General features: G+C 59.4%; 20 protein-coding genes. 6 read left to right on the top strand and 14 right to left on the bottom strand.

Annotation, left to right across the window (positions count from 1 at the left end):
* Window positions 1-6 precede the first annotated feature (6 nt).
* Window positions 7-645, top strand: coding sequence for a pyridoxamine 5'-phosphate oxidase (gene pdxH, locus PU634_RS12070; protein ID WP_306761064.1), 639 nt, complete (start codon window positions 7-9; stop codon window positions 643-645).
* 55 nt (window positions 646-700) lie between these two features.
* Here pdxH and PU634_RS12075 read toward each other — a convergent pair whose 3' ends face one another.
* From PU634_RS12075 to PU634_RS12110, 8 genes are all read right to left on the bottom strand, one after another.
* The gene (locus tag PU634_RS12075; protein WP_306761065.1) at window positions 701-1,471 is read right to left on the bottom strand and encodes an NAD(P)-binding domain-containing protein; all 771 of its coding nucleotides are present in this window, start codon (window positions 1,469-1,471) and stop codon (window positions 701-703) included.
* Window positions 1,472-1,591: 120 nt separating this feature from the next.
* Entirely contained in the window at window positions 1,592-2,809 is a 1,218-nt protein-coding gene (locus tag PU634_RS12080) for an NAD(P)/FAD-dependent oxidoreductase (protein WP_306761066.1), read from the bottom strand.
* A gap of 553 nt (window positions 2,810-3,362) precedes the next feature.
* Complete coding sequence (locus tag PU634_RS12085) at window positions 3,363-4,091, bottom strand: GntR family transcriptional regulator (protein WP_306761067.1); 729 nt, start codon at window positions 4,089-4,091, stop codon at window positions 3,363-3,365.
* A gap of 55 nt (window positions 4,092-4,146) precedes the next feature.
* Window positions 4,147-5,175 (bottom strand): proline racemase family protein, encoded by a 1,029-nt coding sequence (locus PU634_RS12090; RefSeq protein WP_306761068.1) that lies wholly within the window; start codon window positions 5,173-5,175, stop codon window positions 4,147-4,149.
* 10 nt (window positions 5,176-5,185) lie between these two features.
* Window positions 5,186-6,667: an aldehyde dehydrogenase family protein gene (locus tag PU634_RS12095; protein WP_306761069.1), complete on the bottom strand. Its 1,482-nt coding sequence runs from the start codon at window positions 6,665-6,667 to the stop codon at window positions 5,186-5,188.
* Window positions 6,668-6,683: 16 nt separating this feature from the next.
* Window positions 6,684-7,946, bottom strand: coding sequence for an NAD(P)/FAD-dependent oxidoreductase (locus tag PU634_RS12100; protein ID WP_306761070.1), 1,263 nt, complete (start codon window positions 7,944-7,946; stop codon window positions 6,684-6,686).
* 77 nt (window positions 7,947-8,023) lie between these two features.
* Window positions 8,024-8,902, bottom strand: coding sequence for a dihydrodipicolinate synthase family protein (locus tag PU634_RS12105; protein ID WP_306761071.1), 879 nt, complete (start codon window positions 8,900-8,902; stop codon window positions 8,024-8,026).
* Window positions 8,903-9,085: 183 nt separating this feature from the next.
* Window positions 9,086-9,997, bottom strand: coding sequence for a LysR family transcriptional regulator (locus PU634_RS12110; RefSeq protein WP_306761072.1), 912 nt, complete (start codon window positions 9,995-9,997; stop codon window positions 9,086-9,088).
* Window positions 9,998-10,306: 309 nt separating this feature from the next.
* On the opposite strand from PU634_RS12110, the gene PU634_RS12115 reads away from it, so the two are divergent.
* Entirely contained in the window at window positions 10,307-11,011 is a 705-nt protein-coding gene (locus tag PU634_RS12115; protein ID WP_306761073.1) for an SDR family oxidoreductase, read from the top strand.
* Window positions 11,012-11,021: 10 nt separating this feature from the next.
* Here PU634_RS12115 and PU634_RS12120 read toward each other — a convergent pair whose 3' ends face one another.
* Window positions 11,022-11,843 carry a glycine betaine ABC transporter substrate-binding protein gene (locus PU634_RS12120; protein ID WP_306761074.1) on the bottom strand — a complete coding sequence of 274 codons (822 nt, stop codon included), beginning with the start codon at window positions 11,841-11,843 and terminating at the stop codon, window positions 11,022-11,024.
* A 213-nt stretch (window positions 11,844-12,056) separates the two neighbouring features.
* Here PU634_RS12120 and PU634_RS17235 point away from each other — a divergent pair, with 213 nt between their 5' ends.
* Window positions 12,057-12,758, top strand: a complete 702-nt coding sequence (locus tag PU634_RS17235) for an Ivy family c-type lysozyme inhibitor (protein ID WP_371319599.1) — start codon at window positions 12,057-12,059, stop codon at window positions 12,756-12,758.
* 184 nt (window positions 12,759-12,942) lie between these two features.
* Here PU634_RS17235 and PU634_RS12130 read toward each other — a convergent pair whose 3' ends face one another.
* The 3 genes from PU634_RS12130 to PU634_RS12140 all read right to left on the bottom strand — a co-directional run bounded on the left by PU634_RS12130 (window position 12,943) and on the right by PU634_RS12140 (window position 17,302).
* Complete coding sequence (locus tag PU634_RS12130) at window positions 12,943-14,388, bottom strand: NAD-dependent succinate-semialdehyde dehydrogenase (RefSeq protein WP_306761075.1); 1,446 nt, start codon at window positions 14,386-14,388, stop codon at window positions 12,943-12,945.
* Window positions 14,389-14,553: 165 nt separating this feature from the next.
* Complete coding sequence (locus PU634_RS12135; RefSeq protein ID WP_306761076.1) at window positions 14,554-16,047, bottom strand: alanine/glycine:cation symporter family protein; 1,494 nt, start codon at window positions 16,045-16,047, stop codon at window positions 14,554-14,556.
* Window positions 16,048-16,540: 493 nt separating this feature from the next.
* Window positions 16,541-17,302 (bottom strand): M15 family metallopeptidase, encoded by a 762-nt coding sequence (locus PU634_RS12140; RefSeq protein ID WP_306761077.1) that lies wholly within the window; start codon window positions 17,300-17,302, stop codon window positions 16,541-16,543.
* 160 nt (window positions 17,303-17,462) lie between these two features.
* Between PU634_RS12140 and PU634_RS12145 the strand changes: the two genes are divergently transcribed.
* Window positions 17,463-17,648 carry a YgaP family membrane protein gene (locus tag PU634_RS12145; RefSeq protein WP_306761078.1) on the top strand — a complete coding sequence of 62 codons (186 nt, stop codon included), beginning with the start codon at window positions 17,463-17,465 and terminating at the stop codon, window positions 17,646-17,648.
* Between the two features lie 61 nt (window positions 17,649-17,709).
* On the opposite strand, the gene pta is transcribed toward PU634_RS12145, so the two are convergent.
* Together pta and PU634_RS12155 are read right to left on the bottom strand one after the other, a co-directional pair.
* Window positions 17,710-19,869: a phosphate acetyltransferase gene (gene pta / locus PU634_RS12150; RefSeq protein WP_306761079.1), complete on the bottom strand. Its 2,160-nt coding sequence runs from the start codon at window positions 19,867-19,869 to the stop codon at window positions 17,710-17,712.
* On the bottom strand, window positions 19,866-21,080 hold the full coding sequence (locus PU634_RS12155; RefSeq protein WP_306761080.1) for an acetate kinase: 1,215 nt from the start codon (window positions 21,078-21,080) through the stop codon (window positions 19,866-19,868). The genes pta and PU634_RS12155 overlap by 4 nt, the downstream gene beginning before the upstream one ends.
* 276 nt (window positions 21,081-21,356) lie before the next feature.
* On the opposite strand from PU634_RS12155, the gene yfbV reads away from it, so the two are divergent.
* Window positions 21,357-21,797, top strand: coding sequence for a terminus macrodomain insulation protein YfbV (gene yfbV, locus PU634_RS12160; RefSeq protein WP_306761081.1), 441 nt, complete (start codon window positions 21,357-21,359; stop codon window positions 21,795-21,797).
* 297 nt (window positions 21,798-22,094) lie between these two features.
* Window positions 22,095-22,595 carry a thiol peroxidase gene (tpx, locus tag PU634_RS12165; protein WP_306761082.1) on the top strand — a complete coding sequence of 167 codons (501 nt, stop codon included), beginning with the start codon at window positions 22,095-22,097 and terminating at the stop codon, window positions 22,593-22,595.
* Window positions 22,596-22,698: the final 103 nt, after the last annotated feature.

Here is a 22,698-nt window from a genome sequence, read left to right on the forward strand (position 1 = left end):
ACCATAATGTCAGAGTTGGAACTTCACCGACAGCGGATACTTCAGGGAGGCCTCACCCTGAGTGATCTGCATCCAAACCCTTTTCAACAGCTTGCCCATTGGCTGCAGCAGGCAAAGGATTCGGGTATCCGCTACCCTAATGCCATTAGCTTATCAACGGTAGACAGTCGTGGTATTCCTTATCAGCGCATGGTCATGATGCGACAATTTGACGAACAGGGGCTGGTTTTTTTCACCAGTCTTGGCAGTCGTAAGGCTGAGCATCTTGCCACTAACCAGAATGCCAGTATATTGCTGCCCTGGCATATGCTGGAACGCCAGGTTCATGTCGTTGGTATCGTACAGCCACTTGGGAAACTGGAAATCATCAAGTATTTTGCTTCCAGAACAAAACAGAACCAGCTCGCCGCCTGGTTATCAGATCAACCTTCTCCGGTCAGCAAACGAGGCGTTTTGGAGGCGAAAATGAGTGAGCTGAGAGCAAATTTTGGCAGGGGAGAGGTTTCTTTGCCGCCTTTCTGGGGTGGTTATCGTTTACTGCCGGAAAGTTTTGAATTCTGGCAAACCGGTACGGATCATATTAACGAACGTTTTATCTATCGCCAAAGCGAAGACGGCTGGCAGCTTGGCCGCTTCAATCCATAACATAAGGCTCTCATACGGGTCTCATCTCGGTTTAACTCAAAATCATGAGGCCCTATTATTTCTGGTTCAGACGCGTCCAGATCATATCAAGCGATGTGCTGTAGTCTTCAAGCCAGCCACACTCAGTCAGCTGTGTTAGCACCTGCTCGTTCAGACCACCCGCCGTTGCGGCCGCATTTGACAGTGATGACAGGGAGTCCACCCCGGACTGTATCGCCAGGGTTGCCAGTGCGTGGTACATTGTGTTGACATACCTTCGAGCTTGCTCAGGGTCAATACCTTTGTTTTGCAACCACTGCTCGGCAGTGGCCTGAATAGCGTAAAAAGAAGCAATCTGTGCGGTAACCGGTGCCACTATTCGTAATTGATGCTCATCCCGAAGCTCGACGGCTGTTCCCATCTCATTAAAGAATCGGCGCAGGTCCTCATTGCGTGGTGCAAACGCTATTGGTCCCAGATGGTATGCGATGGGAGGAAGCGGAATCGCTTTATATAACTGGACATTAGCATCGATCAGATCGAGGGCAGAGGTAAATGTTAGTGTGGAAACGCAGTTTACCACTATCTGACCATCGCGGAAGTGTAATGCTCTTAACACCGACTCAGCCTGGTCAGGTGTGATTGTGATGAATAGCAAATCGCTATTGTCTACCACAGTTTGATTATGGTCGCCAACTATGACCTGCTCGAACTCTTTTTCTAAGCTTGCAGAGCGCAGACGATTTCTTGGTGTTATCCAGATCTGCCTAGCAGGTAACTCACTGGCGCAGATCCCTCTTATCATTGCCTCGGAGAGCGCTCCCGTACCGATAAAGCCTATTTTCATTAACTGTGGCTCCTTAGACTTGTTTAACGTAATAAAGAGCGGGCACTCGTAAGGAGTGCCCGATTGATAAATAAAGGTGCAAAAACCGCAATAAAAAGGGGATGCACAAAAGTGCAAGCCTTAGATGACAGCGCGTTCGATCAGCCGCTCCCCACGCTCTAAACGGGAATAGGAGAATGGTGACAGATCCAGTGTACGGTACTCCCCGTAGGTGATCAGTTCGCTCAGCCCTAACCCCATGGACGGAGCCTGTTGAGTACCATGACCTGAGAATCCGTTTACAAAATAGAAGTTCTTAATTTTGGAGTGCGCACCAACAATTGCGTTGCAATCCCAAGTGTTGAACTCGTAGTGACCAACCCAGGCATCAATAATTTCGATATCGGCAAAAGCCGGAATACGATTAGCCAAGATTGGAGCCAGCTTTTTCTCCCAAATGCCGTCTTCAAAGCCAAAGTCATCGAAGTCAACAGCGGGATCGCCGATCATTGGAGGGCAGCCCACTAGATAGTTGTCGCCTTCCTGACGAAAATGTACCCCAGTTGGATCTATGGTCAGCGGCAGGTCACGGTCCAGCGGCTTTTTGGCCTTGAAGGTAAAGGTGTAGCGGCGGCGCGGCTCGATCGGAACTTCAATACCGGCCATGTTGGATATAACGCGAGCACGTGGACCAGCAGCGTTTACCAGTTTACCCACAGTAATGCTTTCGCCAGACTTCAGACGTACACCAACAACCTTGTTCTCGGCCATATCCAGACCAATGACTTCGTTTTGTACGTACTCGACCCCGTGCTCTTTGGCTTTGCGGATCTGCCATTTGAGCATGGTCGGCGCATCCCAGTAACCTTCATCTACAACGTTGAGGCTACCGGCAACAATGTCGTCCAGCTTGTAGAACGGGTAAGCCTCGGCGATTTGCTCTGGTGTCACCATCTGAGTGCCTGCTCCCAGGCGAGATTGAGTCTGCTGATCGCGCTTGAGGACCTCGGTAAAGTCATCGTTATCGGACAAATAAAGATATCCGAAGTTTCTGATCGTCAGGTTAGGTACTTCAGGGTCGCCACCCATGAACTCACGGAAGTTCTTAACGTATTTAGCTCCGAACTGAGCAATCAATATATTGATATCGTTAGCAAACTGCTGACGCATGCAATCATTGCTAGCACCAGTAGAGGCAAACTGGAACGTCATGTCCTTCTCGATGACCAGCACGCTGCCGCTGAAGTCTTTATTGAGAGCCAGAAAGCTGGCAACGGCAGACCCCATGTTGGCACCGCCAATGATGGCTACATCATATTTTTTGCGGGAGGGAACTGTCTCTATATCATAAATCTTCATTATTGAACCTCATCCAATGAATCTCAATTACGGGTTTGGCGCTTTGTTCGTGTCTGACATTACCGCGATGGTTTGATCTGCACCCAGCTTAATGTACAAACTGAAAAATTGACTAGTACAACCAAATCAACGTGATACCTACGTATCAAAGTGCTCAACCGGTAAGCTGACACCGTTTTGGTGTTAAGAGTATATGAACTGATATGAGCCCTAATGACTAACCAGTATTTTTGCTATAGACAGTAGAATATCTATCGTCACTGAATTTAAGGTGTGTGACCCTGAGATGGTAATTGAGTGCCTCTTGGGCCACCTAACCCATAATGCTATAGCGGGATCCAAGTCAGCAGGCTACTCCAGCCCTAGTCGACCGCGTTTTTCTCAGTGCTTAATTTTAAGGAAACCAGCACTAACAAGTAATATCGCCCCCCACAGCTCACTGGCTGGCAACCATAGTCGAGCTATGAAAGGAGGCGACCACAATGGGTATGTTGGTTGATCGGTACCTACTGGAGCGAGACATAGGGCCACTGCAAAATTATGGCCCCACTCACTAGGCATCGGAAAAAGAAGGGGTCAATGACATACCCGCAGTCAGGTTCTGCTGCATGTAATCGAGAAAACGGCGCTGGAACAGCATGGTGTGCTCATGGGCCGCCAGATCGGCGGCTTCGGCATCGCGGGCGGCAATGGCATTGATGATGTCGTCATGATCCCGCCCCAGTTTGTGGGTGCTGGCCGACTGCACCAGATGATCAAAATGCAGGTGGATCAGGCGCTGGCCTTCGCCCAGCAGCCGCTCGTAATAATCGGTAAGATAACGATTGCCACCCGCCCTGGCGATCTCCATGTGAAAGACCTTGTTCAGCTCGGACATGGCCTGGAAATCTCCCTGGGTAATGGCATTCAGGTAGTCGGCGTCGGCCGCGCGAATGCGCGCCAGATCTTCATCACTGCGCCGCTGCGCCGCCAGCCGGGTAACCGCCCGCTGCACCAGATCCAATGCCGCCACATAGTTGGGAAACTCTTCAATCTCGAACGGCGTGACGATGGTAGTCCGGTTGGGAAGAATGGTGACCAGCCCCTCGGTCACCAGCCGCGCCAGGGCATCACGCACCGGGGAGCGGGAAAGCTCAAACTGACCGGCAAGAGAAACTTCGTCCAGGGGGGCACCGGGCTTGAGCTGCAGCGTCAGTATCTGCTTGCGCAGGGTTTCATAGATATAACGGCCACCGTGACGGCGGCTTTTGCCAGCCTCACTCTTCGCGCTTTCTTTCTTCATTCGGCATTCTCATCAAATGGGGAGCCACAGGCTCCCCAGATTCAGTATTTTGACATCAGCCCGGAAATGCCGGTCCCCAGGTATCACTGAGCATAAAGCCCGCCGACAGGGGATCGTCGGGATCGACGCCCAGCTGCTGCAGGCCATAAAGCCAGGCGCGACCGGTGACCCTGGGCAACACCGCCGGCCTGCCGGCTACCTCGGTGTTCCCCAGCAGTTCCACCCGAAATTCGCCGCCAATGGTGGAACGGGAGACCAGTTGATCACCGGTGCTCACCAGACCGCGCGCGCTCAAGGTGGCCAGATTGGCAGAGCTGCCGGTACCACAGGGAGAACGATCCACCCGGCCAGGCGGCAGTGTGGTGCAGGTCTGCCAGGTGTGTTGGTCAAGGCGATGACGAAACATCACATACGCCACCTCGTTCACGGCCTTCAGCTCAGGATGCTGCACGCGAACCTGGCGGTTGATCTGTTCGCGCAGGGCGACACCGGCGGTGGCCAGCTCTCGGGCATGCTCCGGCGCGATGCTAAGCCCGGTCTGTGCCACATCGATCAGGGCATAATAGACACCGCCAAAGGCGATATCCGCCTTGATGGTGCCGAACTCGGCGGTATCAATGCTGACCTCGAGTCGTTCCACAAAGGACGGCACCATGTCCAGGCTGACGCCGACGCAGCGGCCATTTTCACACGACGCCCGGGCGGTCACAAGGCCCGCCGGCGTGTCCAGCACCACAGTGGTCAGCGGCTCCTGCATGGGCATCATGCCCAATTCCAGCAACGCCGTGACCACGCAGATGCAGTTGCTGCCGGACATGGGATGGGCCTTGTCTGCCTGCAGCACGATAAAGCCGGCGTCCGCCTCGGGGCGGGTGGGCGGCAGCAGCAGGTTGACCGACATCTGCAGGCAGCCGCGAGGCTCCAGCACCACCAGCCGGCGCAGGCTGTCGTCCACCTCATTGATGTAGTTCATCTTGTCGAGCATGGTGGCACCGGGCACGCCAATCACGCCCCCGGTGATAACCTTGCCGATTTCCCCTTCACAGTGCACTTCTGCCAACTGCAGTGTTTTGCTCCAGCGCATGGCCGTTACCTCATTTGATATACCAGCCCCAGGGCTCGGCACTGTCGAAGCGGGTGATCTGCTTGGTTTCCAGGTAGTTGTTCAGACCCCATTCACCCAGCTCACGGCCGATGCCACTCTGTTTGTAGCCTCCCCAGGGCGCCTCGGTAAAGGTTGGCTGGGAACAGTTGATCCAGACAATGCCGGCCCTAAGCTGGCGGGCCACCCGGTCGCAGCGTTCCAGATCCCGGGACATGACCGCACCGGCCAGCCCGAAGCGAGAGGCGTTTGCCAATTGTACCGCTTCCGCCTCGTCACCGAAGGTACGAATACAGACCACGGGGCCGAAAATTTCTTCCTGCCATACCGAGCTCTCGACCGGCACGTCCACGAAGATGGTGGGCTCCAGGTAGTAGCCGCGATCACAGTGCTCGGGACGACGACCACCGGTAATCAGGCGGGCGCCTTCCTCTGTGCCCCTGGCGATGGCCGCGGTCACCTTTTGGTACTGGGCCTGATTGACCAGCGGCCCCATCAGCACGCCATCCTGCATGCCGTTGCCGATGGTGATTTTGCGGGTTTCTTCCAGCAGCCGGCTCATCAGGGTGTCGTACAGCCCCTGCTGCACCAGCACCCGCGAGGTGGCCGAACACACTTCGCCCTTGTTCCAGAAAATACCGAACATGATCCACTCGACCGCCGCCTCGATATCGGCATCGTCAAACACGATAAAGGGTGATTTGCCGCCGAGCTCCAGACTGACATTGCGAATATCCCGGGCCGCCGCCTGCATGATGCGGCTGCCGGTGGGCACGCTGCCGGTAAAGGCCAGCTTGTCGATGCCGGGGTGTTCACTGAGCGGAGCACCGGCATCAGGGCCAAGGCCGGTCACCACATTCAGCACCCCCGCGGGCAGCCCCGCCTGGTGGGCGATGTCGGCCAGCTCCAGAGCGGTGAGCGGCGTCACCTCGGAAGGCTTGAGCACCATGCAGCATCCCGCCGCCAGGGCCGGCGCCACTTTCCATGACGCCATCAGCATGGGAAAGTTCCAGGGTATGATGGCCCCGGCCACGCCCACCGGCTCCTTGCGGGCCACCGAACTGAAACGCTCGTCGGCCAGAGCCACCGGCTGCTCGCGCTGCTCGTCGAGGCGCTCGGCCAGATCCGCGTAAAAATCAAAGCAGCCGGCGGTGTCTTCAATGTCCCACAAGGCCTCCGGCAGGGGTTTGCCGTTATCGCGCACTTCCAGCTCGGCCAGAGCCTGCTGGCGTTCGCGAATACCGTCGGCAATACGGCGCAACACGGCGCCGCGTTCACGGCCACTGAGCTGGGGCCAGGGGCCTTGGTCAAAGGCGTGACGGGCGGCGCGCACGGCGACATCCACGTCCTCGGCGGTGGCTGCCGCCACCTGCGCGATCACCGACTCATCGCTAGGATCGACGGTCTCGAATAACCTGCCCTGCACCGGGGACTGCCACTGGCCATTGATATAAAGTTGCTGATACGATTTCATTTGCTGCTCCTGAAGTTTAAAAACGGTTGGCACTGAAGGGCGCCAGCGACTGGGCCGGCTGCCGACCCGCCACCAGATCGCTAATCAGCCGGCCCGTGGTGGCTCCCAAAGTCAGCCCCAGCTGGCCATGACCAAAGGCCATCATCACGTTGGGTAGCCGCGATGAACGATCAATGACCGGCTTGGTATCGGGCAGGAAAGGCCGGCGACCAATGCCGAACTCGGCGCCTTCCAGGTTCAGCTGGGGCAGAATGCGCTTGGCCTTGTCCCGAATGATCTCGGCCCGTTTGAAGTTGGGCGCCGCGTTTTTACCGGTAAACTCTATGGTGCCGCCGATTTGCAGACCCCGGGTCATGGGGGCAAAGCAGAAACCACCGTCGGCATAGATCACCGAATGCCGAATCTCCACGCCCGGCTCGGGCAACACCACCTGGTAGCCGGCGATACCCAAGAGCGGAATGTCTACTCCCAACTGGCCAAAGAATCGGCGCGAGCCATTACCGGCGGCCACCACCACATGATGGGCGGGAAGACAATTACCATTGGCCAGCTCGACCCCGGCCGCGCGACCGCCCGACTCGATTAAGTGGTGAACTTCATCCCGAATACGCACGCCGCCCTTGTCGATAAAACTCTGGGTCAGTGCCGCAATAAAGCCTTCGGTATCGCTGACTGCACGCCAGTCCGGAAACAGCAGGCCATGCTTAAATTTGCCAGCCAAGGCCGGCTCCAGATCGGAGATGGCATGGGCATCCAGCTCTTCGTGTTTAAAGCCGAGGGCCTGGCGCTGCTCCAGGTGCGGCCGCTCCTGCGCCAGGCCGGCGGAAGAGTCGAATACTTCGATGATGGGTTTTTGCCCCAGCAGCGCCTTGTTGTCGCAATCGGCCAGCAGGGGCGCATAGTCTTCATAAACCTCGTGAGTCAGGGTAGAAAGCGCCTCGGCTATCTGCACAATGCTGGTGTGGCGCGCGCAGGCCAGAAAGCGCAAAAACCACGGCAGTATGCCGGGCAAGGCGGCAGGCCGCAGGGCCAGCGGCCCCTTCTGATCCAGCAACCAGCCGGGAATCTTTTTCAGTATGCCCGGCTTGGACAGGGGAATGACCTCGCTTACCGCCATCTGCCCGCAACTCCACTTGGCCGTGCTGTCGCCCGGCGCCGCCGGATCGATCAGGGTCACCCGGTGGCCTTCCCGCTGCAGATAAAGGGCGCAACAAACACCGACGATGCCCCCACCAATAACAACGGCCTCTTCCGGCCTGGTAGTGTGTTCAGGCTGCATAACTGGATCTCACAAGGTCAAACAAAATGGAAAGGTGAACTGAAACGGGAGCCCGCGCCGGTGACGCGGGCATCCCATCAGCCCATGGAGGCCTCGAAGACCTTGCGGAACTCGGTCTTTTCTTCCTGGGTCAGCGGCTGCAGCGGCATGCGGCCCGGGCCCACGTCAAAACCGGCCAGCTCGCAGCCGTATTTCACTTTCTGAATGAATTTTCCGGACTCCATCAGCGCCATTACCGGGAACAGGGCTCGCATCACGTCCTGGGCTCCGGTGACGTCACCCGTGCTTACCTTGTTGTAGAAGTCACACACCTTGTCGGTAAAGCAGTTTGCCGGTGCGGAGATCCAGCTGGTGGCCCCCCACAGGAAGAAGTCCAGCGCCTGATCATCCGAGCCGCAGGACAGCTGGATCTGGCCCTTGTAGTTCTCACCAATTTCGATGGCGCGCAGCAGATCCCCGCTGCTTTCCTTGATTGCCACCACCCGCGGATGATCCCTGAAGGCCTCCAGCACGCTGTAGCCCACTTCCACATTGGTGCGAACCGGGTAGTTGTATAGCACCACATTGATATCGGGAATCGTGTCCAGAATGGCCTGGTAATGACCAATAAGTTCTTCCTGAGTGGGCAGAGCATAGTAGGGCGGCGCCAGCAGAATGTTGCTGTAGCCGCAGTCCTGGGCCTGCTTGATCTGCTCGATCACCTCCCGCGTGCAGGAGCCGTTGGCACCGGTGATCAGGGTGCCGCGATCGCCCACCACTTCCCGTACCGTGTTCATTACCAGACGACGCTCCTCGTTGGTCAGGGCGTAGTATTCACCGGTAGTGCCCATGGGCACGAAACCGCTGACGCCAGCCTTGAGCTGGTGCTCCAGAATATCGGCCAGGACTTCGAGGTTGACGGCACCGTGCTTGTCATAAGGGGTGACCAGTGCAGGGAGGATTCCTTTGAGTTCCATATCAGTATCTCCAGTTGTAACCAGGTTCAGTAAGTCGTTTCGGTGACGGAGCCATCGGCCCAATCACTTGCATACAATGCTGCATGCAGCGTAATTTTGAGCCAAGGCAGTTGTCAACCAGTGCGTTACTTTTTTTAAACAAACAACTGGACGGGTGTTGCCGGATTGTGATCAGGTCCGCATTCAGCTGGCCGGTTGCAGGGTACTCAGAAAGGCTTCCAGCAGCAGGTTGGGACGCCGCCCCTTGCGGGTCACAATGGCCAGTCGGGAGTCAAAGAACAGTCGCTGCGGGCACAGGGCCTTCATCTGCCCCTTGGCCACCCAGTTGGCAGCGTAGTGATCCGGCAGGCAGCCGATATAGCTGCCGGTAAGGATTAAAAAGGCGATTCCCTCCCGGTCGGAAGCAGAGGCGGTACAGTTGAGCAACTGGTGCAGGCCAATGGCTTCCGCCGTCATGCGGTAGCTGGGCACCACCGCATCCACGGCCCCGAGCTGCTCATTGTCGGGCTCGCTGTCGGCATGAAAAAAAGGGTGTTCGTGGCTGCAGTACAGGCTGGAACGCTCCTCATAGAGCTGGCTGTAATCCAGACCCGACAGTGGCGTATTGAGCGGCACCACGCCCACATGCAGGCGCCCGTCAAACAGGCCGCGCTCAATTTCCCCTGGCGTACTCATGCTGATGTTGATTCTGATTTCATCACTGCGCTCACGCAGCGTCTTCAGGGCCCGGGTAATGCTCATGTGTGGCTGGGTCACCAGGTTGTTGACGATGCCGATATTGAGTTCACCCCGCAGCTGATTATTGATCTGGTTCACCTCCCCTCGAAAATTTTCGACCGCGGTCAGCAGTACCTCGCCGGCCCGCAACACCTCCCGCCCCTCATCGGTCAGGGCAAAGCCGGCCCGGCCGCGCTGGCACAAACGCATGCCCAGACGCTTTTCCAGATCACTCATTTGCAGACTGACCGCCGAGCGGGTAATGCCCAGGGCGCTTTCAGCCGCGGAAAAACTGCCACTCTCGGCCACCACCTTGAACAGACGCAACAGGCGAAGATCAAAATCCGTCACCTGTGAAAGTTGTTTTTTTGAGCTCATTGTTTCTTTTCTCTTAAACCAATATTGAGTAAATATAGATTTAACTCACCAATGGTTTTGCCGCAAGCTGTACTCGTTGCGATACAGGCAGCAAGAAACGGAAACAGCAAACACGAAACGGGCTTGAACAGAGCCACCGATAACAAGCACAGAATCAATCACCACAGCGGAATATCTCATTCCACAGGTACACAGGGCGTTAGCAGTGTTGGCTGGCCAGTCACGCCTTTTGCCAACCCGTGGGCCACGATCATGGCCCGCGACTTTTTTACTGCCCATTCACAGCGCTCACCACGGAGGTAATCACCTATGACGAATTCCAGAGTTGCCATTATTACCGCAGGCGGCAGCGGGCTGGGTGCCGGCGCCGCACGAGCACTGGCGCAGGAGGGCTACAAGGTGGCGATATTGTCGTCTTCCGGCAAGGGAGAAGCCCTGGCCCGGGAGCTGGGGGGCATTGGCATGACCGGTTCCAACCAGTCGGTAAACGATCTGCAGCGCCTGGTCGAGCGCACCATGGAACAATGGGGTCGCGTTGATGCACTGGTCAACAGCGGCGGTCACGGACCCAAGGGAGACATACTGAGCATCAGTGATGAAGACTGGCATGCGGCCGTGGATTATTATCTGCTCAATGTTATTCGCCCTGCCCGCCTGGTGACCCCCATCATGGAGCAGCAGGGCAGCGGCAGCATCGTGAACATTTCGACCTTTGCGGTGTTCGAACCCGACCCGCTGTTCCCGACGTCAAGCGTGTTTCGCGCCGGTCTGGCCAGCTTTACCAAACTGTTTGCCGACCGCTATGCCAGTGCCAACATTCGCATGAACAATGTATTGCCGGGCTTTATCGACAGCCTGCCGGAAACCGACGCGCGGCGCAGCCGAATCCCCATGGGCCGTTACGGCCGGGTTGAAGAGTTTGCCTCCATGATCGCCTACCTCTGCTCAAACAAGGCAGGGTATATCACCGGCCAGAACATACGCATTGACGGCGGACTGACCCGCTCGATCTAGGTGCCGGAAGTTACTGCACGGGCTCGGCTTCAGTCTGCTCCGCCCGCCACCGGTTGACCGCCAGGGTGAGATCGGGCTCGGCGGCCACCTGTCGCAGCAGGGCGGTCAACTCGTCTTCTGTAAGGCGAATGCTGCCCAGTACTTCCATGGCCCTGGGGGCGCTGTCTTCCAGGCCCCGGCGCACCAGGGTATGGGCCCGCTCGCCGGCGGCAAAGTGGCCCTGGTCGTCCTTCAACCATTTCAGCTGCGGGTGCAGCATCACTCGGCTGGGCGACCAAGCGGCGATGACTACCGGTAACTGCTGCTCAATGGCGGTGTTCACCAGGTGACGGTAGGCTTCGCCCGAGCCGGACAGCAACTGGTATTCATCGAGGTGATAGCGAGCCAGTGCCTGTTCGGTGAGCACCAGGCTGCCGTGGCCGGGCATCATGCCCACCACTTTATGGCCGCCATAGTCACTGCCGGCCAGCTCGCTGATGCGGCCGAGTGCTGCCGAGGCCGGTACCGCCAGCCCCAGTTTCAGCACCGGGCCGTTGGGGCCGAGATCGTGCAGCTTGTCGAAGAAGCGCTCGGCATGGTGGCGGCTGCTATCGGGCAGCCAGGCGGCCAGACTGGCATCGGCCTCACCGGCGGCCAGGGCTGACCAGATTTTCCCCGGCGCCACCTGCTCCACCGTGACCGCAAAACCCGCTTGCTCCAGCTCCAGCCGGGCCAGCTCGGTGGTGATCCGGGCGCTGTCCCAGTCGCCGCTGAGCAGACGAATATGCTGCTGTTCGGCGGGCGAGCAGGCGCTCAGCAACAGGGCCAGCATCAACAAAAGCCTGTGTTTCATTTGAAAATTCCCTCATGAGCAAGGCGCCCAGCATGCCAAAAAATGGCGCGGTAATCATGCCATCCAGAACCCTTCGACTATTTTTCACCGGGGTTGATCTTTTTTTCCGCAAGCTGTGCTAATTTGCGCCAGCCTGCTCTTTGCTGCCGCCCCGGCGCCGGACTCGAACAGGTAAAAAAACATTATTATCAATAGCCTGGATTTAATATTCGAATGCGTCTGTCTGCTCTGTTCAAGGCCGCTCTGCTTTCTCTGACCCTCAGTGCCTGTGTGGCGCCTCTGCTTGCCATGGGGCCGGGTCAGCTGATGTGGGCCCTGCTCAAGCCCATGGTGGGGCTGGATCCCAATACCACCAACCTGTTTGAACAGCCGGTGATCAAAACCCGCATGACCAGCCTGCTCGGCCCCCACTACGACACCACGGTCTCGCTGCTGCGCACCGCCGGCGAGCTGCAACAGGAAGGGCCGCTGTTTTATCTGGTGTCCCGCGCGGCCCAGCAACCCGGCGCCGACAAGGCCGGTTTGGTATGGAACGCCGACAGCAATCAGATGTCGGTGCTGCTGAGCGCCGATGATCAGACCAGGGTGTTCACCGAGTCACACACCGGCAAGGCGGCAGTGTGGCCCGAGGCGATGCAGGGCTGGCTGACCGAATCCGCCCGCCAGCCGGCGCAGCCTCTGGGTGGCGCCCTGCTGGCACCTCCGGCGGCTGCCGACATGGCACCGGCGGTTGCCAGCCCGCTGCAAAGCGAACTGAATGCCACCCGTGCCCAGTTGCAGCAGGCACAGGCCAGACTGAAAGCCCTTGAAAGCCAGCAGGCCAGTGCACCGAAACCGAAAAAGGAACCGGAACAACCCAAGGCGCTGTCACCGGAGCAAAAGGAAGCGGCCATGGAGGCCATGTTGAACGAGTAACGAAAAGGGCCGCAAATGCGGCCCTTTTTGCCGGGGATTACCCCGATACCTCTTCAGCCTGCGAGCCGGAGTCTTTCTGCAGACAACGGCAAACCCCGTCTTCTGTCGTGCAGCATGCCCTGGGCTCCCGTGCCCGCCTTCGCGGGGATATTTCGCGGGAGCGACGAACACAAGGACAGAGGATTCAGGTTACATTACCCAGGTTGACATACTTGGTCTCCAGGAATTCATCCAGGCCAATCTGGCTGCCTTCGCGGCCCAGCCCCGACTCCTTGACACCGCCAAAGGGGGCCACCTCGTTGGAGATAATGCCCTCGTTCACGCCCACCATGCCCGACTCCAGGGCTTCCGAGACCCGGAATACCCGGTTCAGATCCCGCGTGTAAAAATAGGCGGCCAGGCCAAAGGGAGTGTCGTTGGCCCGCCGAATGGCCTCCCCTTCGTCACTGAAGCGGAAACAGGCCGCCACCGGGCCAAAGGTTTCCTCCTGTGCCAGCAGCATGTTTTCACTGGCATCGGCAATCACCGTGGGCTGGTAGAAGGTGCCGCCCAGGGCGTGACGGGCTCCGCCGCACACCAGCCGGCCACCTTTGGCCAGGGCATCGGCCACGTGCTCTTCCACCTTGTCGAGCGCCGCCTGGGTGATCAACGGGCCCTGCTGGGCGCCGTCCACCCGGCCTTCCGCCACCTTGAGCGCTTCGGCGGCCTCGGCCAGCCGGGACACAAACGCATCGTAAATGCCGTCCTGCACATAGAAGCGATTGACGCACACGCAGGTCTGGCCGGTGTTGCGGAACTTGGACGCCATCGCGCCGGCCACGGCGGCGTCGAGATCGGCATCGTCAAACACGATAAAGGGCGCGTTGCCGCCCAGCTCCAGCGACAGCTTTTTCACCGTGCCGGCGGCCTGGGCCATGAGCTTCTTGCCGATACCGGTGGAGCCGGTGAACGACAGCTTGCGCACGGCTGAGTTTTGCATCAGCGCCTCGCCGATAGGGCCGGAGTCGCCCGATACCAGGTTGAGCACCCCCGCCGGCACCCCGGCCCGCTCCGCCAGCACCGCCAGGGCGTTGGCGCACAGCGGGGTGACGCTGGAAGCCTTGACCACGGCGGTGCAGCCGGCGGCAATGGCCGGGCCCACCTTGCGGGTGATCATGGCCATGGGAAAGTTCCAGGGGGTGATGGCGGCCACCACCCCCACCGGCTGCTTGATCACCCACAGCCGGTTTTCCCGTTTGGGGCTGGGAATGGTATCGCCGCAGGCGCGCTTGGCTTCTTCCCCGAACCATTCCAGAAAGCTGGCGGCGTAGGCCACCTCGCCTTTGGCCTCGGCCAGGGGCTTGCCCTGCTCCAGCACCATCAGCTCGGCCAGCTCGTCCTGGTGCGCCAGCATCAGCTCGCTCCAGCGGCGCAGCACGGCGGTGCGTTCCTTGGGAGTGGTGTGGCGCCAGTGTTCAAAGGCGGTGGCAGCGGCGGCAATGGCCCGCTCGGTTTCGGCGCCGCCACAGCGGGCCACTCGCGCCAGCACCTCGCCACTGGCCGGGTTCAGCACCTCATAGCGCGCTTCGGTGTTCTGCCACTGGCCGTTGCAATACCAGCCGGTCTGCCACAGTGCGTTGCTGCTGTCCATTCTCGTTCTCCTTGCGTGGCGGGTACGCCCGCCTTGTGTGGGTCCTGTGCCCGAGTATAGGCCCAAGCCACCGTCCCACTCTGGGACCAGTGTCGGCTTTTGGCTGCAGCCAGAACGAAAAAAGGCCGGAACAGAGTCCGGCCTTGTGAATGTCGGCAGCTTACATCAGGAACGTTCGGCCTGAACACCGGAGTTTATCGCTCCGTCTTCATCCGCCACCCGGGACGGCTTGCCCTTTACCCAGTGATCGGCGTTTTTGATGCCGAGCTTGACCGGGTCAAAGGTGGGGTCCAGCCCCTCGGCCTTTTGCGCTTCATAGTCTTTCAGGGCAATCAACGCCGGCTTTTGCAGCAGCAGAATGGCAACGATATTGAGCCAGGCCATCAGGCCCACACCGATATCACCCAGGCCCCAGGCCAGGCCGGCGGTCTTCACCGAGCCGTATACCACGGACGCCATCAGCACCAGCTTGAGCACGAACATCAGCCAGGGACGGTGCACCTTGCGGTTGATGTAGGCCACGTTGGTTTCGGCGATATAGTAGTAGGCCAGTATGGTGGTAAAGGCGAAGAAGAACAGCGCCACCGCCACGAAAACGCCACCAAAGCCGGGCATCACGGATTCAACCGCCGCCTGGGTGTAACCGGGGCCGGCTTCCACGCCGGGCAGTTTCTCAACGATGGCTTCACCGGCCTTGCCCATCACGTTGTAGGCACCGGTAATGATGATCATAAAGGCGGTGGCGGAGCACACGAACAGGGTGTCGATGTAAACCGAGAAGCTCTGTACCAGACCCTGCTTGGCCGGGTGAGATACCTCGGCGGCGGCAGCGGCGTGCGGGCCTGTGCCCTGACCGGCTTCGTTGGAATAGATGCCGCGCTTCACGCCCCACTCGATGGCCAGGCCGAGAATGGCACCAAAGCCCGCCTTCATGCCAAAGGCGCTGCCCACGATCAGGCTGACCACCTCAGGGATCTGGCCGATATTGAGCACGATGATCACGAAGGCCACCAGAATGTAGCCCAGGGCCATGAAGGGCACCACTATCTGGGTGAAGTGGGCGATACGCTTGACGCCCCCAAAAATGATCATACCGAGCAGAATGACCACACCGGCGGCAGAGACGGTAGTGGGAATGCCAAAGGCGTTCTCAATGCCGGAGGCAATGCTGTTGGCCTGTACGCCGGGCAGCAGCATGCCGCAGGCCAGCACGGTGGAGATGGCGAAGATCCAGGCATACCACTTCATGCCCAGGCCCTTCTCGATATAAAAGGCCGGGCCACCCCGGTACAGGCCGTTGTCGTCCTTTTCCTTGTAGATCTGCGCCAGGGCAGACTCCACAAAGGCGGTACCCGCCCCCAGGAAGGCCACTACCCACATCCAGAACACGGCGCCCGGACCACCAAAGGTAATGGCGGTGGCCACCCCGGCGATGTTACCGGTACCTACCCGGCCCGACAGGGACAGGGCCAGTGCCTGAAAGGAGCTGATCCCGGCGGCGGACGAGTTGCCCTGGAACATCAGCCGTACCATTTCCTTGATATGGCGGACTTGCAGAAAGCGGGTGCGAAGGGAGAAATACAGACCCACGCCCAGACACAGATAGATCAGGGGCAGGCTCCAGATATAGCCGTTAATGGCATTAACCAGTTCGTTCATGGTCACATCCTTTGTTGAACGGGTGACGGCCACCTGAAAGCAGCACATCGTCCTAAATCACTCACTGCCAACACGCCAATTCGGTGTGGAGTGCGGCAAGTGCGAGAAAATTACTCTGCTATTGGCTTTATAACAAGTAGGTAACACCATCAGTAATATTAATCACACCAACCAAACTCATTTGCCCCATGAATGACAGACGATACCCAAACGGCCCGCGCCGGCTTGTTAAATGCAGTGAAGGCATTGTTTTTAAAGAACTTAATCGCTTTCACTGGCAAAGACCGCAAAGGTGCGCTGGCGCAACCCGGCTGCCGAAACCGGGCCACTGTCATGGCCAGATGACCGGGCCAATGTGCAAATTTGCTGCAAGAATCACATTTTCTTTGGCGGAAAAAACGGCGGGATAAAGAGAGATAACTGTCTCCATGCCGAAACCGCCCGGTGATTATTCAACCGAAGGCGGCCCGGCACAGTGAAATATGCGGAGCGCTCAGGCTCCGGCAAATACGGTCACCTGGGCGCGCCAGCGTTCGGCCAGGCCGTGTTGCTGGGCCACGCCAAACAGTGCCTGAGGCTGCTGGCTGTACCAGGCCCAGCTCTGGTTGCCGTAGTCGTAATGCCACCATTCACTGGGCAGGTTGGTAAAACCGGCCCGGGTCATGCAGCTGTGCAGCAGCCGGCGGTTTTCGATGATCTCGGCTTCTTCGGCGCCGGGCCTGGCCACCGCCTCAAAGGCGGCGGTATAGGACCAGGGGCTGATGTCGTCAAAAGCGGTGCCCATGTTGAGCAGCTGCCCGCGGCCGTCACACAGGCACACATCCACGGCACCACCGGTCAGGTGTGGGCTGGGGGCGGTTTCATCGGTACTGGGTGGCGCCACGAAACGCCGGGCCCGGGTCAGCAGGGTGCTGTCGTCTTCGTCGGGAAACCGGCGCCTGAGGGCATCCACCAACGCCTCAAACAGGTATTGCTGCACCCGAAACGGGCGCCAGCCGTCCAGCACCACCAGCTCGATGCCGGCGGGCAGCAGGGTCGCCGCCTGCTGCAATCGATTCAGCACCGAACGGCGCACATAGCACTCGGTCAACGCTCCGGGCACGCCCAGGTGAAAATAGGCGGGATAGACCCTGAGCGGCGACGGCACCAGCCCCAGAGGTACCAGGGGCTCGCCGTTATCCGCAATGGGCAGGGCCTGCAACCGCGCCCAGTCAGGCTCGGGCTGGCTTTGCAGAGGCTGGGAAAGAAAGTTCATGGCGGTTTTCTCGAACAAAAAGGAGCCTCCAGCCTCGCCAATCGCGGGACGCTTTGCAAGCCCGCGCACCCGAAGCCCTTTAATTATTCCCGCTCACTGGCCGGTTTTCCGGTCAATGGCACACCATTAATTGGCACTATCTGAATTAAAGGAGTCCAGGATGAAAAATAATGTTGGCAGCGTGGATCGGCTGAGCCGCATTGTGCTGGGCCCGGTGCTGCTCACCCTGTGTTTGTGGGGCCGCAAACTCCCCGGGGCTGGCTTGGGTGCTCCCCTGGCCACCGGTTTGGTCAGCCTTTGCCCGCGATACAAGCTGCCGGGGATTAAAAGCGAGTTGGGCTGGTAAGGAGTAAGGGGTGAAGAGTGAGGTGAAAAAGCTCCCGGCCTGGTGCCGGGAGCCTTGTTGATCAGCCCTTGCCGTGCTGGCCGGCCTGAATGGCGGTAAGCGCTATGGTATAGACAATGTCGTCCACCAGGGCGCCCCGGGACAGATCATTCACCGGCTTGCGCATGCCCTGCAGCATGGGGCCGATGGACACCAGCTGGGCCGAACGCTGCACCGCCTTGTAGGTGGTATTGCCGGTGTTCAGATCCGGAAAGATGAACACGGTGGCCTTGCCCGCCACCGGCGAGTTGGGTGCCTTGGACTTGGCCACGTTCTCCATGATGGCGGCGTCGTACTGCAGCGGGCCGTCGATCACCAGATCCGGGCGCTTCTCCTGGGCCAGACGGGTGGCCTCGCGCACCTTCTCCACGTCGGCGCCGGAGCCGGAAGTGCCGGTGGAATAGGAAATCATCGCAACGCGGGGCTCAATGCCAAAGGCCCGGGCCGACTCCGCCGACTGAATGGCGATCTCCGCCAGCTGTTCGGCGGTGGGATCCGGGTTGATGGCGCAGTCGCCGTATACCAGCACCTGATCCGGCAGCAGCATAAAGAACACCGACGACACCAGCGAGCAGCCCGGCGCGGTCTTGATGATCTGCAGCGGCGGGCGAATGGTATTGGCAGTGGTGTTGACCGCGCCCGACACCAGGCCGTCCACCTCGTCCCGCTCCAGCATCATGGTGCCCAGCACCACGTTGTCCTGCAACTGCTCCCGGGCCACCACCTCGGTAATGCCCTTGCTCTTGCGCAGCTCCACCAGCCGCTCGACGTAGTTTTCGCGCACCTCGGCCGGATCCACGATATCGACCTTTTCATCCAGCACCACCCCTTGCTGGGCGGCAATGCGCATGATCTCGTCGTGGCTGCCCAGCAGTACCGGCCGGGCAATGCCCCGCTCGGCACAGATGGCGGCGGCCTTGATGGTGCGCGGCTCTTCCCCTTCCGGCAGCACAATGCGCTTGGCGGCGCGGCGGGCCAGCTCGGTGAGCTGGTAACGGAAGGCCGGCGGGCTGAGCCGGCGGCTGCGGGCCGACTTGGCCGACAGCGACTCGATCCAGTGCTTGTCGATATGGCCGGCCACGTAGTCCTGCACCGCCTCGATGCGGCCGGCGTCGTCCACCGGGATCTCCAGGTTGAAGTGCTGCAGGCTGACCGCAGTCTGCCAGGTGTTGGTGTTGACCATCAGAATGGGCAGGCCGGTTTCGGTGGCGCGCTGGCACAAGTCCATGATCTGGGGCTCGGGATGATAGCTGCCGGTGAGCAGCAGGGCGCCGATCTTGACGCCGTTCATCGCCGCCAGGCACACCGAGACAATCACATCGGAGCGATCGCCCGAGGCCACCAGCAGGCTGCCGGGCTTGAAGTGCTGCACCATGTTATGCAGCGCCCGGGCACAGAAGGTCACGCTTTGCAGCCGGCGGGTGTTGAGCGCACCCTCGTTGATGATGGTGGCGTTGAGATGGCGGGCCAGATCCACCGCCCGGGGCGCCACCAGCTGGGTGTTCCAGGGAATGCAGCCCAGAATGCGCAACGGGGTTTTGCCAAACACCTGCAGCACTTCCAGGTTGGCGGTGACGTGCTCGCCCTTGTAACCGGGATTGAACATTTCGGTGAGATCGGGACGGGTATTGCCCTGCTCGTCCACCGGCGCCCCCACCTTGTTGATGATGCAGCCCACAATGCGTTTGTTGAGCACACCGCCGAAATTGGCGCAGGCCAGCTCGAGGCGCTCTTTTAAATATTGGCTGCTGTCGCTGCCGGGCTGGGCGATAAACACCATGTCGGCGTCCAGCGCCTTGGCGATGTCGTAGTTGATGCGGGTGGCAAAGGGCTGCTTGTCGGTGGGGATCAGGCCTTCCACCACCACCACCTCGGCGCCGCTGTCGGAAACGTGCTTTTCAAAGCGGGCGACGATCTCCTCCAGCAGCACATCCAGGTTGCCCGCCGAGATCATGCTCTCGGCATAACTCAGGGCAAAGGGCTCCGGCGGCGTCAGGCTGGTGCCGTTGGCCACCACGGCGGTGGAGTGATCCTGCACCTTGCGGCGGGTGCGCGGCTGGGACACCGGCTTGAAAAAGCTGACATTCACGCCGTTGCGCTCCATGGCGCGCACCATGCCCAGGCTCACCGAAGTGGCCCCCACCCCGCTGCTGACCGGGATCAGCATAATGGTTCTGGTCATTGCTTTTCCCCCTGTGGTTGGGCCAGCGCCAGCGCATCCTGAGCGATCACCCACTCTTCGTTGGTGGGCAGTACCCACACCGGCAGACTGCCGGCCGCGCTGATACAGCCGGCCTGGCCAAAGCGGGCGCTCAGGTTGGCTTCATCATCCAGCTTAACCCCCAGCAGGGCCAGCTTCGACAAAGTCAGCTCACGTACCCTGGCGGAGTTTTCACCGATGCCGCCGGTGAACACGATGGCATCCAGCCGGCCATCCAGGGCGCAGGCATAACCGGCTATGTATTTGGCCAGGCGATAGGCAAAAATATCCAGCGCCCGTTTGGCTTCGGGCAGCGTTTCGTAATTGTCTTCGGCAAAGCGGCAGTCGCTGGAGGTTTCGGTCAGACCCAGCAGGCCCGACTCCTTGGTGAGCAGGGTGTTGATGCGCTCCACGCTGTAACCCAGGGCATCGTGCAGGTGAAAGACGATGGCGGGATCGATGTCACCACAACGGGTGCCCATCACCAGGCCTTCCAGCGGGGTCAGGCCCATGGAGGTGTCTACCGACTGGCCATTTTTCACCGCACACACGGAGGCGCCGTTGCCCAGATGGCAACTGATGATGTTGAGCTCGCCAACCGGCCTGTTCAGCACCCGGGCCGCTTCCTGGGTAATGAAATAATGACTGGTGCCGTGCATGCCGTAACGGCGAATGCCGTGCTCCCGGTACAGGGAATGGGGAATGGCGTACAGGTAGGCCTGCTCGGGCATGGTCTGGTGAAAGGCGGTGTCGAACACCGCCACCTGCGGCAGGGCCGGAAACGATGCCTGCGCCGAGGCGATGCCCACCAGGTGCGCCGGGTTATGCAGCGGTGCCAGGCTGGCACAGGCTTCAATGCCCGCAATCACCTCGTCATCGATCAGCACAGAGCGGGTAAACTTCTCGCCGCCGTGCACCACCCGGTGGCCCACCGCCACCAGCCCCTGCATCAGCTCGGGGTGTGGCTTGAGCAGCCGCTCCACAATAAAGTCCAGCGCCTGCTGGTGGGCGGCTCCGGCTCCCAGTGCGGCTTCATCCTTTTCGCCGTTAAGTTTCCATTTGATACGGGCATCGGCAAGATAAAAGCACTCGGCCAGGCCGGACAATTTCTCGCTGCCGCTTTCGGCGTCCAGAATGGCGAACTTCAGCGAGGAACTGCCGCAGTTCAGCACCAGGACCAGATCATTACTCATTAGGAACCCTTTCTTTCGGTGTTGCAAAAATCGCTTGCCCGCCAAGGCCGGCGGGCAATCAATACTACTTTCACTCTATCCTTGAGAAAGGCACTTTACCAACGGGCAGTCTGGCCAGAAACCGTCCATGATGCGACCGTCATGTTCGCCGGTCAGCAGGGTGGGAAATATTAACCTTTTGTCTGTGGTAAAATAACAGTCAGCTTGGGTCATTTTTTTGACCTGCATCGTTATTTTGTAAGTTAGCTACGGCAGACTGTATTGCCTGGAGGACATATGAGTCCCTTCACTCACACCCTGCATCGCGGCCAGGAATACCTGACCATCTGGCCCCAGGAACGCCAGCTGGCTTCCCTGTTCCCGGAATGCCGCATCATGGCCGCCACCCGCTTCGGCATCAAAACCATGCCGGCGCTGATCACCCTGAGCCTGCTGCTGCAGTTTCAGTTCGGCGCTCCCCACTACTGGCCCAGCGTGGTGGCGTCGGTGCTGTTTCTGGCCAGCCTGCCGCTGCAGGGCTACTACTGGCTGGGCAAGCGCGCCGACACGCGGCTGCCGCCCTCGCTGAGGGAATGGTATTTACAGATACACGAAAAGGTGGCCGCCGCCGGCGGCGAAATCAAGGCACCGGTGTCCCGCCCCCGCTACTTTGAGCTGGGCGAGACCCTGAACTCGGCATTCAGGCAACTGGACAAGTCCTTTATCAGAGAGCTTTGATGCTGCTCCGTCATTGCGGCCCTGAGCCGGAATCCGTTTCGCTGAACCGGATTCGGTATGGAGCAATGATCTTTGCCCGACGGCCATCACTGCGGTGGCAGCACCGGCAGCGGGCTTGCCGCTCGACCACCCGATTCACCGCGGTCCATGCTGCCGCCGTCTTCCCGGGGGCATAAAAAGACGCAAACGAAGCGGTTGGTGGCACGATAAAAGCTGTTCCCCAAAAGGAAAACTGCTACCTTAGTCACTCATACTGATAACAATCACCAACAACCCGCAATCATCAGGAGAGTCTCAATGTCTTCCGTAACTTTTCAGGGTAATTCCGTCGCCGTTTCCGGTCAGCTGCCCACCGCAGGCCAGACCGCCCCCGATTTCACCCTGACCGGTGCCGATCTGAGCGACATCAAGCTGGCCGATTTCAAGGGCAAGAAGGTGCTGCTGAACATCTTCCCCAGCATTGACACCGGCGTGTGCGCCACCAGCGTGCGCACCTTTAACGAAAAGGCCGCCGGCCTCGACAACACTCAGGTACTGTGTGTGTCCATGGATCTGCCCTTTGCCGGCAGCCGCTTCTGCGCCGCCGAAGGCCTGGAAAACGTGCAGGTGGCGTCTGCCTTCCGTCACACCGAGTTCCTGGCCGACTACGGCGTGGCCCTGAGCGACGGTGCCCTGCGCGGCCTGTCTGCCCGTGCCGTGGTATGCATCGACGAAAACGGCAAGGTAACCCATGTTGAGCGGGTGGCCGAGCTGACCAACGAGCCCAACTACGAGGCCGCCCTGGCCGCGCTGAAGTGATCCTGCCGGATCCCTGCGCGCCTTTGATTTTTTTATTAAGATCAATCAACTATCCTGACAAGGTGGGGTAATCTACAGACTTACTCACAGATAATGTGGATAA

It is taken from the genome of Oceanimonas pelagia, from assembly GCF_030849025.1.
GTDB classification, from domain to species: Bacteria; Pseudomonadota; Gammaproteobacteria; order Enterobacterales; family Aeromonadaceae; genus Oceanimonas; species Oceanimonas pelagia.